The following is a 15,151-nucleotide window of genomic DNA, read 5'->3' as shown; positions in this document are numbered from 1 at the left end:
CATTCCCTTATTCTCTCTTGCTCAATTTTTCTGGTGTTCGTGAGGTTGCTTGTTCTTTTTGGTACCTGCGTGTCTTCTTCACTGTTGCATAGCCAGCGATCAATAGCAGCAAGGATCCGAGTGCCGTGGCACTGGAACTTTTTCGGGTATTCGTCTGGGGCAAACGTCCCCCATCGCCGCCAGGCTGTGACGGTCCGCTCGGTGGTGAAGGTTCTGGTTTGTCTGTCTCATAGACACCCGTGAACTGCACTGAGCCTTCTGTATCGACGGAACGCTGCTCTTGTGCCGAAACCAAAATCGTCGAAGCACTGATCACTTGAAAAAAAGCAGCGAAGATCATCAGGTGGACCCAAACATTCCCCCTCGCTCTTTTCATTCTCCCTCCCCCTTTTTGACATCATCAAGCCTAAAAACCACCATTTTTTAGACACCCTCACTTAAACGGTAACCTTGAACAAAGTCGATCGGTCTTTGTTTCAGTTGGCTTTCAAAAACGCTGGTTTTTACCCTCGATATACTTCATTATAGCTATCTTTGTGATGCGGGAAAAATCAATAAATTCACTGGCTGATGAAATCGATGCCTAGATAAAAAAACAAACCCCCGTTTTAAATAAATTGTTCACCAGAGAATCTGACTAAAGTGAGCAATCCTTAACATATGTCAAAACGCTTGTTATCATAGAAAAAACATTTATCACTCTCCAAAGCACCCGCAGTTCTTCCTTGTATAAAAGTACAATAAAATAACGTCAAAAAAGGAGTGTCATCCTTATTAAGAACGTTCCTCTCTTTTCATTTGATTCCCCAAGCTACATTTGTCGGGTATTCTTTCTTTTATGTCGTTTTTCTTAGAATCACTAAACTGATAAGAACAAGGAGCATGTCTATCAGTGGTAGCCTTCCGCTCGGTTGGGTATTTTTCTACGGAAAATGGTTGGGTGGTTCCTCGACGATTAACGGAGCAGCAGCTATGGTTCTTCTTTCAGATCGCCACTTTTACCGTACACTTTCACTTATCCAGCCCTTTACTGAGCAATCCGTTGTTCTCAATACAGGTGATGCTGTCAAAACAAAGAGTACTCCGATGGCTATTGGGGCTCTAAAAATTTGGCGTTACCTGTCCATTGCTTTATCCTCTCTATCTAACATCCCTCATTACTCCTTAGAAATGCCGCTTTGCCAAATAAACAATTCCTAAATGAATCATTTTGTTGACTCTCTTACAAATAATTCTTCAGTCATCCATTTTTGGTTATTATTTACAGAACGAATCGATTCTTCTAACCTTCCCCTTAAGAATTTCTCAATTTCTTGTTCTACAGTTCCCTTCCACACGTCCGAAAACATATATTATTGGCTGTTCAATTGCACCAAAAAAGCAGCAGACGATCACTCCTAGGTTTTCACCAAAAGGAGCAAACATCTGCTGCCAATTCTCTTATGTTAAGTAAGCCCCTACGAAAAGGATCGTCTGGGTCGTTTCATTTATGTATACTTTTTTTTACAAATAAGCTATTTCTTCCTACTTAAAAGAAACGCTTCTTTGCAGATCCTTGTGCTTTACCTATTGATCATTCTCCTAAAGATTGCTTCTCTTTCCTTGTTCTGTCGCGCTGCACCCAAAAATACATAACTAGCAGAAAGAAATAACCCAGCAAAAGAATGATTTGTCCCAATTGAAACCAGCTGCGAAGGATCACAGATATGCTGGGAAAGAAATAATATATGCCATATTGTGTCACCGATATGCCTACCGATAAGCAGGCAAAAATGATAAAAAGTTTCATTCCATTGATGTCCTACCTTCATACGCTTTTTGTATTCTTTGTGACTTGCCTTACTATAATTTGTCTTACAAGGTACCTCGTTTCGCCGAAAAGGTCAACCAGCGTTCGTCATTGCCACGATCCTGACCAGTCAGTCTAACGTTTCTAAAAAAGCTCTTACTCAAGCAAGGAAGACCAACCAATTGCCTTCCCCACTGCGTTGTTTGAGTAGCCCTTTTGCTCTTGGTTATTCTCAAGGGTCCTTACCACCTGAAAATCGTCCGTTTCGCCCCACTACTACTCTTCATTTCTATCCCCAAAAATGCTCTATCTATAAAACTTCCCCAATAGTCTATTGCTTGCCATCGTTTTCTATTTCTTGCACGCTTTTCTCCCAAACCTCACAACTCGGCGCACCAAGAATGAATGTTCAGGACTCTGCTAAATGTTCGCTCAAATAAATCAAGCCCATTTTAGGTTTTTGCGTTAGCTTTGCCCCCGTGATCTCACGATAAAAATACTTATGGTCATTCTCAATCATTTCAATGACTTCTTCCTCACTCATCCCAAGGTCATCTAGCAATCCTTCTTTGCGATTGTTGCTGATTTCCATCAATATTTGCAATTGTGCATCAATCGCCAATAAGTTGCCCCATTGAACAAACAGGTTTTCTTCCTTGCTATGAAAAATCGTTAAAAACTCTTTTGCTAACCGATGATAAAAGGCATTTAGTTTTGGAAAAAAGCGTAACACCCCTTGTTTTTCTAGCTCTGTTTGAAAATGCGCCAAATATTCTTCTGCTCCCGCTATCTTTTCTGCCAGCATATTAGCCTCCTCGTAATCTATCTGTACGATCGTTCCCAGTTTCCCTCTTCTAGTAACCGTAAATTTTCTTCAACCAATCTCTTTTCCTTCTATCTCATTCGTGGACAGCCTTCAACGACACTGCATTTCTAGGTATTGATGGCACATTCACGCAATTGCTAGTTCCATTTATTTTCCATCTTCTCTCTTTTGATCCAACCAACAATTCACAGGTTTCCTCTTGAGAAAAAACAAATACTCCTAAGCATCGGACTATGGTCTCACTATAGCGTCAAATCTCTTTAAAAAAAAATAGCAATTTTCACCTGTCGGTGAAAAAACCTACATTGTTCCAAATAGTTTCAAACGTTTACATTCATTAGAATAATAAAAACTTTGTATTTAGTCAAATAAATTAAAAATAAACATAAAAATTGAAGTATTTTAAGCAATTGTTTATAATGTGATTAATTCTTTTTTAAATTCAACGGGGGCATCTATGAAAAATTTTCAGTTAAAATTTATCAAAAATCGTTCTTTAATTCGACGATTGCAATTATTAAATGAATTTGAGAAGAATCCGTCTTCAACATTGGGCGATTTATCAGAAGTAACAAAAAGCAGTACTCGCACGATCATTGCGGACATTGCTATGATTCGTGAACATTTCAATGATGCAATCGAAATCTACTCCTCGAAGTTTGGTTATTTATTTGAAGAACTGGATCCCGAGGCATATATCAAACAAAAACAAAACTTAGTCAAAGATGAACCTTTTTTTATGATTCTCGAAAGTATTTTTTTCGATGAATTACAATCGGTGCTGGATTGGAGCCTGACCCTTAATCTTTCTGAACAAGCATTGCTTGGCTACTTAAAAAAAATGAATGGCTTATTAAAGCCCTTCAACCTTCGCCTATCAACGAATCCTGTCACACTGGTGGGTTCCGAGATCGATATTCGCCGCTTTTTTTGTCTGTTTTATTATGAGTCCGATATCAATGTCAATACGATCTTCCCGTCATTGGATGTCCAAGATGCCGTGATTGAGATCACGAATCTTTTGCATTCAAAAAAACAACCGGCTTCTACCTTTTCTTACTTTTCCTATATTCTCTACATCACGCTGGAACGCAGCAAGAAAGGGTTGCAGGTCGAACTTTCTCCTGAGCTGAAGGAGATTTTTTATGCTTACGATTCATTGATTTCTCCAGAGACGTTGACGGAGATCCTTTATTCTTATTTTCATTATCGCCTACCTGAAGATGAAATCATTTATTTGCTTCTTTGCCTCATCTGTCGCCGAAAAATCAATCATCCTTCAATCGAAGAATTTTGCCAATCCTACAATCGCTGGCCTGAGATCAAACAAGTGGCAAAAGATTTCTATGCCATTAATCGCGGCAATTCCTACGATGAACAAAAAGACTTACACTGGTTAGAGTCGTTTTTTACGATCGTGAAAATACGCGACATGCTCTCTCCCATCATGAATGTCAATATTGACGATCTTACCCAATTCGTCAAAGACAAGTTTTCCCACGAATATAAGAGAAACTATGCATTTTTGGCAAAGCATAAGCTAGTCAAAAAGCTCTATTCGCCTTCTTATCTCGAAGACTTTTGTGCCAGTCTAACGATTCACATGGAAGCGATCAAAGAAGAAAATTGGGGGACACAACGGACGATCGCTGTGATTTTTGAAGGAAATGAATATGTCTGCGAATATGCCGAAAGTATCGTACGGAAATATCTAGGACGCTTCCACACGTTGTATTATCCTGATGCCAGCGAACTCTCCCCAGCCTATTTAAAGGAAAAGCAAATTGATCTGCTAGTAACCAACTATTCGGAATATACGATGGAATATTTGCTTGAAGTCGAGTGTATCCTGCTAAAATCTTTTCCAGATGCCACGGATTGGAATCGATTACTTAACCAAATCAATCCACGAATCTTGCGTCTGGTGGTTTTGAACAACGCATAGGACATTTTCTCAGGCACTATCTTGTAGGATCGTTGCAGCTGCAACTCGTTATTTTATAAGAACAACTCCTACATAACGAGTGGTTGAAACTCTGATCGATCAAGCCGATCAGAGTGTTCATTTCTCGCTGAGGTAGATCAACCCATGGGGGGCTTTCTGGTTCGTGCCGATCCCTGCCATTTGTCGGTAATAGACATTTTTGTCCTTTTTGATCATCTTGACGATCTCTTCTTCTGCCAATTCGATTTCTATAAAAATGTCCGAAAAAAAGCAAAATAAAAGAAATTCGTTGTAATTTTACACACCTTCTAAAAAAATTCATTTTTCTTTGGTATACTGAATATAGATCTGCGTATCATTAGATTTACGTTGCCCGTTAGTGAAGTTTCAGGCAACGTTTCTTTATGGGGGATAGATAAAAAATGGAAGAGAAAAAGATTTTTGAGAAGCGGTGGTTATTAGCTACCAGTGAACAACGAGAGAAATACCATGCCTTGATTGCCTCTTACCCTTCAATCGAATGGACATTCAAAGAAAAAAGCTACCTTTTATGGCTTTGTCAGTTAGATAGTGATACGTTCGAAACCTTTGAAGCGATTTTTGATAAACTAGTAAATGCCAACTAATTATTTTCGCGTAGGCTGTTCTTTCACCAAAACAACCCAATCTTTTGGTATTCAGGAACAGTGGGCATATTTTCAGATAACTCCTTTTTTTATTAGACAAACGAATATAAGCCGCACCCGTCGATCGTAACGGTTGCGGCTTTTCTCTTTGATCTATCCACCTATGTCCTCGTCATGCTGTTTTGCAACACGTGTATCAGGTTGTGGGAACGCTTAACGCTTGCCCTAACTGAGGATCGATTTTTTCAATCACTCTTAGCCAATCTTGATGATCGGGGATTGCTTTGAGTAAAAGAGAATCAGTCGATAAGATGAACTCTGATAAATATTCACTATAATTCGTGACCACAAGATCAATGGCGTTTTCCTTCAAATAATCGCTCGTCAATTCATTGATTTTTGGAAAGAATACCCGATGATCATTGCCGACATAACGCAAAAAGCGCGCACGGATCGTGTGACAGGCATAGAGATCACCTTCTATTATCAACGCAATCCGTTTGACTTTTTGTGCATAAAGCTCCCTAATTGCTTCACTATAAAGAGTCAGTGCGGCACAAATATCTGACAGATACTCCTGTTTGATTCCTAGAATCGCTTGGTGCTGCTTCATAAATGCCAGATTTTTTTGATAAGCAGCAGAACCATGCTTTTGCGCTTCATTTTTTACTTCTGTTAGCAAGTGATTTAAAACGGGCGCCAGCTGCTCATTGATTTTCTTTGACAGGAAAAAGGCGTGGATCATCGTCTGAACCTGTTGAGGCTCTTGAAAGGAAATGCCCCATTCTTGCACGAAGCGCTGACTCAGTTCTTCGAGTTCAGGATACAGCCCAAACGCTGCAACGAATTGCTGCTCTTTTTCAGGCTCGGTCAAAGTCCGTTTCATCACGGTCACTAAATAAAGCCACATCATTTCTTGTTGCGGTAGTCTTACTCGGTATAACGCTTCGATTTTAGGCGCTAAGTTCTTCATTATCGCAAATGCCTCATGCGTTTCGACGATTGCTGCCAACGATCGAGGAATCTGAACGGTCTTTCCCAGTTGATAGCGCTTGATCGCAATATACAAACTATAATAAAAATCACTCGGAGAAACGCCTGTATTCACCAGCGCTGTGGGAATTTTTGAGAAGGCATCACTGACTAACGCAATCAGTTCTTTGGGGGGCAAGAGCGTATGCGGCGTGACATCTGATTCGTAATAAAAATCTTTAAAAAACTTGCGAATATTGGCTTCTGATCCACTCAAATTGACCGGTTGCAAGATCCACTCCAAATGATACTTTCGTAACGTCGCAGAAGCGGTATTCAAATAGCGACGCATCGTACTTTCTGATACATACAAGCGCTGCGCCCACTCTTCAACCGAACAGAATTCCCCGTGGAAAATGGCTTCCACGATTTGATACATGCCTTCTTCTGCAACAAGCTCCTTTTTTTGAGACAAGTATCTTTTCGGATCAGTTTCCCTAAAATGATAGCCATTGGCTTCAAGAGTAAATTCCGCTGCCTCCTGCAGATAGGTTTTCAATTCCTTGATGTCAGAGCTGATCGTCCTTTGGGTCACATCAAGCTTGTTGGCTAAACTTGCGATGGAACAAGTCCGTTCTCGCTCAAAGGTATTTAACATTTGAAGCCATCGAACGGTCGTTTTGTTTAGCATAAAATTTAACTGCAATTCTCTCATTTTGCCCTCCGTGTTTCTCCTTCACCGACTGGTTTCTTTTCTATAGTACAATATTTGCGTCTATAAAAAAACCTTCCTATTTCCCAAATTTACTTAAGTTGGTGTTAGAATATGTACTTAAGTGAACAAACAAGGTATTCTCTATGTAGACTCTTTTGTGCAACTGGAGGAATTTGTATGACAAATATGGTTTATGGATACGCCCGTGTATCCACAAGACAACAGGATCTCTCTCGTCAATTGGATTTACTTGACCGGTATGAATGCAACAAAATTTATACTGAAAAGATCAGTGGTGTACGCGCAAATCGTCCTGAATTAAATAAACTAAAAAAACGAGTGAAAGAAAACGATAAAATCATTATTGAAAGTTTCTCGCGGCTAGGAAGAAGTACCAAAGACCTGATTGATCTCGTCTACTTTTTTGAAAAGAAAGGCGTAAAAGTCATCAGTATCAAAGAAAATTTTGATACACAAACCCCTCAAGGAAAATTAATGATGACTGTTTTCCAAGCCTTCAGCCAATTCGAACGAGACATCATCGTTGAACGGACCAAAGAAGGCTTAGAATCCGCACGTGCTAGAGGAAATATTGGCGGTCGTCCACGAATCGATCCCGCACTGATCCAACACGCATTGCACCTTTATCAAAAGGAAGGAAAAGCCGTTGTGGATATCTGTGCCCAAACAGGCTTAAAGCGCTCGACTTTTTATCGCTATCTTAGTCTGGAGAAGGATGAGGTCATTTCATAAATACACGTGCTGGCTGAACTTAGTACTTTCGGCTGCTCACTATATAAAAAACAGGACGAACATTGCTGATGTTTGTGATTGCTTAAAGATCGATATTTGTTCTCTTAAAGCAATTCATCCAGCTTGTTCGTCCTGTATGTTTTATTCTTCTGGCTCTTCTGTTGATCCTATTGTTGTTTTCTCTATGATTTCTTACGGTACAAGAACACCAGTCCGCCGATTAAGAATAAGATACCTGTCACACTTAGCAAGACACTGCTTGTTTCTCCTGTGTTCATGTTTCCTGTTGAATCTGCCAGCAAGGGAACCGATGAGTCTATGGATGGTGTTTGCTGCTTTGTTTGCTGTGTATCTGTTGCCTGAGCGATCGGCCATGTGCTTGGAAAGGTTGTCCCTAAAATCAGCATCCCTACTAAAGCGCTCTTACTTATAACTACGCGTTTCTTCATTATCATTTTTTCTCCTTTTTCTTTTCCCCAACGTTATTCACACTTATCTTTGGACCAATCTATCCAAGCGTTTTAGGTCTGCAGCTGGCAAGGTTGTTTTTTCTAAAAAAGCTGTTTTCAATGACTGCTTCACACTCGATGAAACATGCGGCGCACTATTAACATGAAATCCGCCAATTTTCAAGGGATAAGACTTCTTGATTGGCGCAGAGTATTATATAATTTACTTAAAACGAGCGTAATTTCAATGGATAGGTGGTGACTTCAATGTTAGAAAATTTATCTATCAACTTGCATCGGGACAAAGCATTTTCTCGACAAGTAAAAATCTTGCAAGTGCTAAATGCTGCACCGACAGGGTATCATCCACAAGAATTAGCGACCTTACTAGGGCTATCTTTGCCTACAGTTACCAAAGAGCTGAGTATTTTAAGTGACAGTTTGCCAAAAGAACTGGTCAAGATCACACTCTCAGAAACGAACATCGTCTCGATCGCTTATGCGCCGAACGCTTCCATCAATTCTGCCATCCAATACCTGGGGATGGAAACGCTGGAGTTTAAAATCATGACGAGTATTATTGATAATAAAAAATACTCTATTCACCGAGCAACGATTGAATTCGGTTATTCTCGCAGTCATCTTTTACGGACGATCAGCTACATGAACAAGTCGTTGCAAACCTATTCTGTAACGATTGCCACGAATCATCTTGACTTTATTGGTACCGAAGCGGACATCCGATTTTGTCTGTTCGTCTTTTTTTCTGCTTATGGCGATAGCACGATTTTAGATAAAGATAGTCCAGCGGATGCCCGCCTGCTGGTCCAAAAAGCCAAGGAAGCCAACACGAAAGATTTGCATTACAGCCATTACCGACTTGCTCTGTGGCTAAGTATCGCCAAGCGTAGGTGGCGCTATTCTTACTTTTTGACCTTGCCGCCGTCTTTAGAACGCAATCTATTGGAGAAAGAACGCTTCGCTATTTTCTCAGAAATATTAAACGAACATTACTTGAAAAAATACCGAATCATCCACTTGCCGCAACAAGAGCTGCTTTGGATCTTTGTCAATGCGCTCCACTGTCTTTCCTATAGTACGATGGACATCAACGGCGAAAGCGATGCGGATTACATTTTTCACCATACAGAAAGACCAGAAATTATTGCAGAAGCGGCTGCCTTTTTAGAGAAATCTGGCGTCGCTATTCCACCTGCAGCCGCCCAAAAGATCATCGCTTATCTCGTAAATCTTCGCCTGCTGACGATGATTTCTGCCAATTATGAGTTTGCTGATCCGCAGATTAAAGCCTTTGTTGAAACAACATTCAAGACGGATTACCTTGCTTGGAATGAGTGGTTGAAACCCTTCAACGATCAAAGCCGCTTCTTTTCCTTTACTCACTTGGAACATATCGCAGTCACATTGACTTTGTTAAGCGAGTTAGCGCCTAATCCCCAGCTGAAAAAACACCTCAAAGTAGCCTTTGCTTTTCAAGGCGGTGCTGGATTAGATGCTTTCTTAGCCGCATCAACGGAATTATTTAAAAACGACCATACAGAAATCAGTTACTTTTTTGAAGTGGCTCCTGATGAACAAGAATTGATCCATCGGGAAATAGATTTGATCGTCAGCAATTTTGACTTGCATCTGAAAAACAACACCAAATTTCAGCAACTACGCATTTCAAATGTCCCCACCCTTTCGGACTGGACGATCATCCACAAAACGATTGAACAGCTGATTCAGCCAAGAATCACACCGATTCGTTGACCTATGGAAACTGACGGCCTTCTTGAAGGAAGCGCCGCCAGTTTTTCATTGCGCGGTTTGCTATTTTGACCCTTTCCTAAGTATCCATTTTTCTTTTCTCTTAGCGTGTCTATTTTTTTCACATCAGAAAAAAATCAGACCTTTTTTGCAAGATTCCTCTCCTAATAAACGCTTTTCCATTCAAGCGCAGCGGAGAAAGCCCCTGTCTTGTTTTTATGTGCTGTTCGTAATCTCTGAAAAGTTGGCCTGCTTCGTGGATTTTTTAATAAATGAAATTTTAGCGGATATCCTTAGCCCCAACTGTGAGAAGCGTTATTTAAAAAGCAAAGAAACATACGGTCATAACAGACTGCATGTTTTAAATAACTTTTGTATCTAATTTTTTTATTTACTAGAAAAAAAAGAAATTTTCTCCCCGCTCCTTTTTTGTATAATAGGTAAAAAGAGAGGGGAACAAACGTGGATTTTATCAAGGAGCTGCAATCCTTCAAAACAATCGTCGAGGAAGGTACGTTTACTAGAGCTGCCGCCAAACTAAACTATGCCCAGTCGACCGTTACGAACCATATCAAAAAGTTAGAAGACGAATTAGAAGTAGCGTTATTTTTGGAAGGAAAAAGCAATGTATTGACCTTGGAAGGCGAATTGTTGAAACAGGAAGTACCCGAACTGATTGCCCACTGGGAGCGGGTCAAAGAACAGTTGATCAATGCTTCCCATACGGTCGAGTATTCGTTGCGGATGGGCATCCTTCAACCGTATGACATTTTGGTTTTGCCTGCACTGCTTCACGATTTTTCGCAGCACTATCCAAAAATAAACTTCGAGATCATCGTGGGCTCAACACTGGAATTAGCCAATGCACTAAATGAAAACCGAATTGATTTCGCCTTATGCTCACTTCCTCACGAGAAACATTTTACCTACGAGGAATTGTTTCAAGAAGAGCTTTGCTGCATTACCTCACTCTCAAACCCATTAATCATCAATAAGCTAGCCGACCTTGAAGGGAGCCATCTCTATCGTTCCAAGTCTGACTGTCCAGCTCGCACAAAAATTGAAAGCTATCTTGACAATCAGGTTCCTTCGATCCATTGGGAGTCTGTCAGCAATATCAGTACGATTCCTTACTTGATCGAACGAACTGGATACTGCAGTCTGATCCCTCGTTCCATCATTGAGCAAACTCATGCTCGAGTAAAAATCGTCTCGCTTCCTTTGCCTGATCCCCACATGTCGATCGGCTTATTGTCAAAACATCCACTGATGCTTTCTCCCAGCATCACAAAAAATTTTGTCGTCGAGCTAAAAATGCGCTTACTATCTTTGTTATAAAACGGTTTTAATCCGCATTGATTTTTATGCAATGATGCTTTTTACGGAAATATGATGACAGTCATTTTGTAAACCCCGTCACAGCGGGTAACAAAAGAGCTGCACCACGTCTTTACATATTAAAGACGTGGTGCAGCAAGGTTTTTGAATTCGCTTACGGTTATAAAGTTACAAGATAGTATCTTTTTTCTCGATTCGATTTTTTGTTATCATTTTACTTTTTTTATGCAAGCTGATACGATTATTCATGTAAACCGAGGAAAAATTAGAAAACATGTCGTTATTCTTAATATTTCCGATTTTTTCTCCGATTGTAAAAAATAGAAACGTTTTTTCAATATTTACAAAGTATACTCAATTTTGAAGCGACGAGTTCTCAAGAAACTGAGGCTTGTACCCCGCAGGGCAAAGTCTTTGGGTAGTTATTGCTCAAGGAATCTGTTTTTGCAATTGTCAGAAAAAATAGACGATGAGAAAAGGAGGAAAAACCATGTTTATCATTGAAGCGATCTTCAGCTTTTTAAGAGACGCATTAGGTGTGATCCTAGCTATTCTCTTAGGGACGCTTTGCTTGTCGATGGTGGTCAATTTGATCGTTATCGTTGTAAAAAACACCTATTCAAAATTTAAAAAGAATTATTAACGAATCGCTATCTTCTAATAGATAGATTTTTTAGATAGTTTTTTCAACCTCTCAGGTCTCTTTTTTGCCTTTGTAGTATCTTTTTTCAAACTCAATCCAAGACTTGCTGAATTCATGGTTAGAAAAGGCACTTTTCAAACCTGAACGCTGCTTAAAGCGAAAGACCTCTTCGCGGTCCATCCCCAATTCCTTGGCAATTCGTTCATCCGACCACTCGTTAGCCACCAACTGCTGCACGATGTTTCCCATCTTCTCGATGCCATGGGTACCACGTGCTCGATTGTGGCGAATCGTTGAAGCGATGCGATTCTCAAAAGGCTTATCGATCACCGTGACCGGAACACTTGGCAATTCCAAGCGGTCTTTTGCTACGATGTACCGATGAAACCCATCGATCAAAATATACTTGTCTTTCTCCTTATCGTGGTAACAAACCAATGGCTGCGTAAAGCCATCTTCTCGAATCGACAGTTCCAGTAAATCCATTTCTGGAGCAGCCACGGTGTTGGGATTATACGTATTCGCGTGAATCTTGCTGACTGGGATCAGCTTCGCCGCTAACACTGGAAAATCGATATCGCTCATGAGGGACTACACTCCTTTTTAGAAATGAATAATTTTTTGTTTGGCGATAGACCGCAAACCCTTTTGATTCCAAAAGGGCAATTTCACTAGGCTGGTTACTAGAAGCGAGAATCTCTGCTTCTGGGTAGTTGCGGCTGATATCCACCAACATTTTCCGTAAAAGAAACTTTTTAAATTGAGCGGCTGGATCTTTTTCATAAAATTCCCCTAGCTCCACTTTGTTGGCGCCTTTTTCATAATAAGAAAAAGCAGTCACCCGTTTTTCGTCATCAAGAATCACGTACCAGTAGCAGTTCTCATCATTGACTAAGTACGGAAATTGCTGCTGATACACCCGTTCTGCAAAAAAAGCCCCCATCAATTGATAGAATTGGCTTTTCTTATAAGGTGGAAAAAATAAAACCAATCGTTCGTTCACAAAACCCTTCCTCTCTAAGGACGCACTCGTCCATCGTTAGGTGATTTTTTTCGTTAAATACTCGTATTTGGCATTCAATTTTTTTAACTGATACTTGGGTAAATGCTCGATCCCCAAGGCCGCCCCAAAATCGACCGCCAATTCATACAATTCAGACTCATCTTTTTTCGTCAAACTATATTGTCGCGTACTCAAAGAAAAATCATTTTTTTCTAACGCACGAGCGATCCCTTTCCAGTCATGCCAGAGTACTTCGTTTTTCAGCCAGTCCTTACGTTTGGTCACATCGGGTATATCTTCCACTTCGATCCCGTGCTTTTCTCGATAATGATCAATCAAAATCGTGATTTTGCGGTAATAATGATCCTGTAATTTCTTTGAATAAAGTCCAATTGATTCCAGTAAAAAGACCGCATACTCTTGCCAAGTCATATGACTGGGCTTTCTCGTATTGTAATGCGCCAGCAATCCTGTCTGGGCATACAAGCGACCAAAATTGGCTCCTGACACACGATTTACGACGCGTTCCCACGTTTCCGGTTCCACCAAAGCATATTGGTACAAGCCTTTTCGTTGCTGCATACCGTAAGGCTGACAGATCCGCATTTGATGGATCGGAACGCCATGGTCGTACAACTTTTCATAAAAGCCATTGATCGGCCAGTCAAAATGGGCATAGGCTCCCCACACATCTTCGGTCTTCCAATCATAGATGGGGTAAAAATTAACGACCATTGAATCTGCCACTTGCCGTTTGATCCAGCATTGCTTCCGAAAGTTATACTTTGGCGATGTGATCGATCGATACCGATACAGACTTTCCTGGGTTCGTATCCCCACACCACAAGCAACCGGCTCAAACTGATGATAGCTTGCGTACCAATGAGCAAAGTTTCGTAAGAACTTATCAGGGTTCATATTTGCACTCTGATAGATTTCCATCAATGATTCATCCAAATCAGCAAGTGAAATCGCATCTTTGGGCATCGGCTGTACCCACTTCTCACGTTCTTGTTCATCCCACATCAACCATTGTGGCTGAAAGACGCTGGTATTGTTGTCCTCGTAAAAGGGCAAACAGAAGTGGAAGGTTTGATTGATACTTGGTAACGCTTTGATTTTTTCCATGAACGTTCTCGTAGCATCATAATTTGCCTCGATATCTAAAATCAGCAGATCAAAGGTTTTCTTTTTTTTCTGTGCAACTTGGTCAGCCAACTGAATCATGGCCCCGCTATCTTTTCCGCCACTGAAAGAGAAATACACATGGGGAAAGGTATCAAAAATATATTCCAGACGCGTCATCGCCGCTTCTAGCACATTTTCCTTACAATATTTCTTCATAAAAGCTCATGTCCTCATTTTATTTGTCCTTTTTTTGAATAAGTATTACATTCTAGTATAAAGTTTCACTTGGCTTCTTACAAGGACTTAAGGGAGATTTTGCATGCGATACATGCAAAAATCAGCAAGTTTCATTGAGGCGTGTTTCCTTTTTCTCTCTACTTTTCCTAGTGAACAAGAAAAAGGAAAGCGAAATAATAGTAGGTTAATCCCTTTTGAAACAAGTATGGTTGTTTTTCTTCGCTCATTCAGTCAAAAGGATTGGAGAACTTTTTCAATGCGCTTCACTTGTTTTTCATTAAAGTTGGTCAGCCAAGTTTGATCCGTAAACAGGAGCTGGATCTCTTGCTGAATGTCTTTGTACCTACTGGCTTCCTTGATATTTTCAGACATCTTCAAAAAATTACTGATTTTTTCTTCTTTTGGCAGCAGTACATATTCTCGCTTGATTGCTTCGAACTTGTCTTCATGATCGATCATCAGAAGTTGCGTGATCAAATCGTGGGCGATCCACCGATGATAGGAATTTTTGTGGGTATGCAATGCCCAAATCCGTTCCCACTCATCATAAATCAACTCAGGATTTCTAATGGCTACTTCTTTAATGATCAAATAACTATTAAAATACTCATTGATATGATTTTGACCATCAACGACATTCTCCACTAGCTTCTCCCTTACCTTTCGATCATCGATCGCCGTTTGCACAAACGGTTGGGGATCAAACGATGTTGTCTGAAAATGACGCGCGATTTCTTGGTAGTCCATGCTTTCACCTTCTTTAAATGATTGATTTGCAGCAATTACTTTTTTTTATCCATATCTTCATTTTAACAGAATCTTTGTACGAAAAAAGCGCTTTTTTGATTGCTTTTACCCTCCTTAAACGTTGGTCTCCTGTACCATTAGAAAGTGATCGTTCGTTGGCGCGCATTTTTCCCGGCAATATCCAATTTAAAATCGATCAAAAGAAACAGG

The 15,151-nt window shown here is 40.3% G+C and carries 16 protein-coding genes; 7 read left to right on the top strand and 9 right to left on the bottom strand.

Features of this window, described 5'->3' with window-relative positions; all coding sequences use genetic code 11:
• Nucleotides 1-7 precede the first annotated feature (7 nt).
• Nucleotides 8-376, bottom strand: a complete 369-nt coding sequence (locus IGI82_RS03075) for an LPXTG cell wall anchor domain-containing protein (protein WP_156236335.1) — start codon at nt 374-376, stop codon at nt 8-10.
• A gap of 506 nt (nt 377-882) precedes the next feature.
• On the opposite strand from IGI82_RS03075, the gene IGI82_RS03070 reads away from it, so the two are divergent.
• On the top strand, nt 883-1,200 hold the full coding sequence (locus tag IGI82_RS03070; RefSeq protein WP_218212302.1) for a hypothetical protein: 318 nt from the start codon (nt 883-885) through the stop codon (nt 1,198-1,200).
• A 998-nt stretch (nt 1,201-2,198) separates the two neighbouring features.
• On the opposite strand, the gene IGI82_RS03065 is transcribed toward IGI82_RS03070, so the two are convergent.
• On the bottom strand, nt 2,199-2,594 hold the full coding sequence (locus IGI82_RS03065) for a DUF7006 family protein (protein ID WP_005227597.1): 396 nt from the start codon (nt 2,592-2,594) through the stop codon (nt 2,199-2,201).
• Nucleotides 2,595-3,072: 478 nt separating this feature from the next.
• Between IGI82_RS03065 and IGI82_RS03060 the strand changes: the two genes are divergently transcribed.
• Complete coding sequence (locus IGI82_RS03060) at nt 3,073-4,560, top strand: helix-turn-helix domain-containing protein (RefSeq protein WP_005227596.1); 1,488 nt, start codon at nt 3,073-3,075, stop codon at nt 4,558-4,560.
• A 117-nt stretch (nt 4,561-4,677) separates the two neighbouring features.
• On the opposite strand, the gene IGI82_RS03055 is transcribed toward IGI82_RS03060, so the two are convergent.
• Complete coding sequence (locus tag IGI82_RS03055) at nt 4,678-4,800, bottom strand: DUF7006 family protein (protein ID WP_254907890.1); 123 nt, start codon at nt 4,798-4,800, stop codon at nt 4,678-4,680.
• Between the two features lie 182 nt (nt 4,801-4,982).
• Between IGI82_RS03055 and IGI82_RS03050 the strand changes: the two genes are divergently transcribed.
• Nucleotides 4,983-5,186, top strand: coding sequence for a hypothetical protein (locus IGI82_RS03050; protein WP_005227584.1), 204 nt, complete (start codon nt 4,983-4,985; stop codon nt 5,184-5,186).
• Nucleotides 5,187-5,382: 196 nt separating this feature from the next.
• Here IGI82_RS03050 and IGI82_RS03045 read toward each other — a convergent pair whose 3' ends face one another.
• Nucleotides 5,383-6,873 (bottom strand): helix-turn-helix domain-containing protein, encoded by a 1,491-nt coding sequence (locus IGI82_RS03045; RefSeq protein WP_034868770.1) that lies wholly within the window; start codon nt 6,871-6,873, stop codon nt 5,383-5,385.
• 177 nt (nt 6,874-7,050) lie between these two features.
• Between IGI82_RS03045 and IGI82_RS03040 the strand changes: the two genes are divergently transcribed.
• Nucleotides 7,051-7,626: a recombinase family protein gene (locus IGI82_RS03040; protein WP_005227582.1), complete on the top strand. Its 576-nt coding sequence runs from the start codon at nt 7,051-7,053 to the stop codon at nt 7,624-7,626.
• Between the two features lie 182 nt (nt 7,627-7,808).
• On the opposite strand, the gene IGI82_RS03035 is transcribed toward IGI82_RS03040, so the two are convergent.
• A complete protein-coding gene (locus IGI82_RS03035) occupies nt 7,809-8,075 on the bottom strand; it encodes an LPXTG cell wall anchor domain-containing protein (protein ID WP_223597606.1) in 267 nt (88 codons plus the stop codon).
• A 267-nt stretch (nt 8,076-8,342) separates the two neighbouring features.
• Here IGI82_RS03035 and IGI82_RS03030 point away from each other — a divergent pair, with 267 nt between their 5' ends.
• The 3 genes from IGI82_RS03030 (at nt 8,343) to IGI82_RS03020 (ending at nt 11,826) form a co-directional block, all read left to right on the top strand.
• The gene (locus tag IGI82_RS03030) at nt 8,343-9,848 is read left to right on the top strand and encodes a helix-turn-helix domain-containing protein (protein WP_422700622.1); all 1,506 of its coding nucleotides are present in this window, start codon (nt 8,343-8,345) and stop codon (nt 9,846-9,848) included.
• 459 nt (nt 9,849-10,307) lie between these two features.
• Nucleotides 10,308-11,183: a LysR family transcriptional regulator gene (locus tag IGI82_RS03025; protein WP_422700623.1), complete on the top strand. Its 876-nt coding sequence runs from the start codon at nt 10,308-10,310 to the stop codon at nt 11,181-11,183.
• A 490-nt stretch (nt 11,184-11,673) separates the two neighbouring features.
• Nucleotides 11,674-11,826: a hypothetical protein gene (locus IGI82_RS03020; protein WP_010748814.1), complete on the top strand. Its 153-nt coding sequence runs from the start codon at nt 11,674-11,676 to the stop codon at nt 11,824-11,826.
• 51 nt (nt 11,827-11,877) lie between these two features.
• On the opposite strand, the gene IGI82_RS03015 is transcribed toward IGI82_RS03020, so the two are convergent.
• The 4 genes from IGI82_RS03015 to IGI82_RS03000 all read right to left on the bottom strand — a co-directional run bounded on the left by IGI82_RS03015 (nt 11,878) and on the right by IGI82_RS03000 (nt 14,941).
• Nucleotides 11,878-12,411, bottom strand: a complete 534-nt coding sequence (locus IGI82_RS03015; protein WP_375806683.1) for an IbrB-like domain-containing protein — start codon at nt 12,409-12,411, stop codon at nt 11,878-11,880.
• Entirely contained in the window at nt 12,338-12,829 is a 492-nt protein-coding gene (locus IGI82_RS03010; RefSeq protein WP_005227570.1) for a hypothetical protein, read from the bottom strand. The genes IGI82_RS03015 and IGI82_RS03010 overlap by 74 nt, the downstream gene beginning before the upstream one ends.
• A 36-nt stretch (nt 12,830-12,865) precedes the next feature.
• Complete coding sequence (locus tag IGI82_RS03005; RefSeq protein ID WP_016609725.1) at nt 12,866-14,173, bottom strand: DUF3440 domain-containing protein; 1,308 nt, start codon at nt 14,171-14,173, stop codon at nt 12,866-12,868.
• Nucleotides 14,174-14,425: 252 nt separating this feature from the next.
• Entirely contained in the window at nt 14,426-14,941 is a 516-nt protein-coding gene (locus IGI82_RS03000; RefSeq protein WP_336682490.1) for a hypothetical protein, read from the bottom strand.
• Between the last annotated feature and the right edge of the window lie 210 nt (nt 14,942-15,151).

Source organism: Enterococcus sp. AZ067 (genome assembly GCF_051715005.1).
In the GTDB taxonomy this organism is placed as follows: domain Bacteria; phylum Bacillota; class Bacilli; order Lactobacillales; family Enterococcaceae; genus Enterococcus_D; species Enterococcus_D casseliflavus.
The sequence above is the reverse complement of the archived record's forward strand: the minus strand, read 5'-3'. Positions and strand labels throughout refer to the sequence as shown.

Bases quoted from the DNA above. Each gene is read 5' to 3' on its own strand.
- IGI82_RS03060 (WP_005227596.1), top strand. From the start codon at position 3,073: ATGAAAAATTTTCAGTTAAAATTTATCAAAAATCGTTCTTTAATTCGA.
- IGI82_RS03065 (WP_005227597.1), bottom strand. From the start codon at position 2,594: ATGCTGGCAGAAAAGATAGCGGGAGCAGAAGAATATTTGGCGCATTTT.
- IGI82_RS03040 (WP_005227582.1), top strand. From the start codon at position 7,051: ATGACAAATATGGTTTATGGATACGCCCGTGTATCCACAAGACAACAG.
- IGI82_RS03005 (WP_016609725.1), bottom strand. From the start codon at position 14,173: ATGAAGAAATATTGTAAGGAAAATGTGCTAGAAGCGGCGATGACGCGT.
- IGI82_RS03035 (WP_223597606.1), bottom strand. From the start codon at position 8,075: ATGAAGAAACGCGTAGTTATAAGTAAGAGCGCTTTAGTAGGGATGCTG.
- IGI82_RS03070 (WP_218212302.1), top strand. From the start codon at position 883: ATGTCTATCAGTGGTAGCCTTCCGCTCGGTTGGGTATTTTTCTACGGA.
- IGI82_RS03015 (WP_375806683.1), bottom strand. From the start codon at position 12,411: ATGAGCGATATCGATTTTCCAGTGTTAGCGGCGAAGCTGATCCCAGTC.
- IGI82_RS03075 (WP_156236335.1), bottom strand. From the start codon at position 376: ATGAAAAGAGCGAGGGGGAATGTTTGGGTCCACCTGATGATCTTCGCT.
- IGI82_RS03030 (WP_422700622.1), top strand. From the start codon at position 8,343: ATGTTAGAAAATTTATCTATCAACTTGCATCGGGACAAAGCATTTTCT.
- IGI82_RS03000 (WP_336682490.1), bottom strand. From the start codon at position 14,941: ATGGACTACCAAGAAATCGCGCGTCATTTTCAGACAACATCGTTTGAT.
- IGI82_RS03050 (WP_005227584.1), top strand. From the start codon at position 4,983: ATGGAAGAGAAAAAGATTTTTGAGAAGCGGTGGTTATTAGCTACCAGT.
- IGI82_RS03020 (WP_010748814.1), top strand. From the start codon at position 11,674: ATGTTTATCATTGAAGCGATCTTCAGCTTTTTAAGAGACGCATTAGGT.
- IGI82_RS03045 (WP_034868770.1), bottom strand. From the start codon at position 6,873: ATGAGAGAATTGCAGTTAAATTTTATGCTAAACAAAACGACCGTTCGA.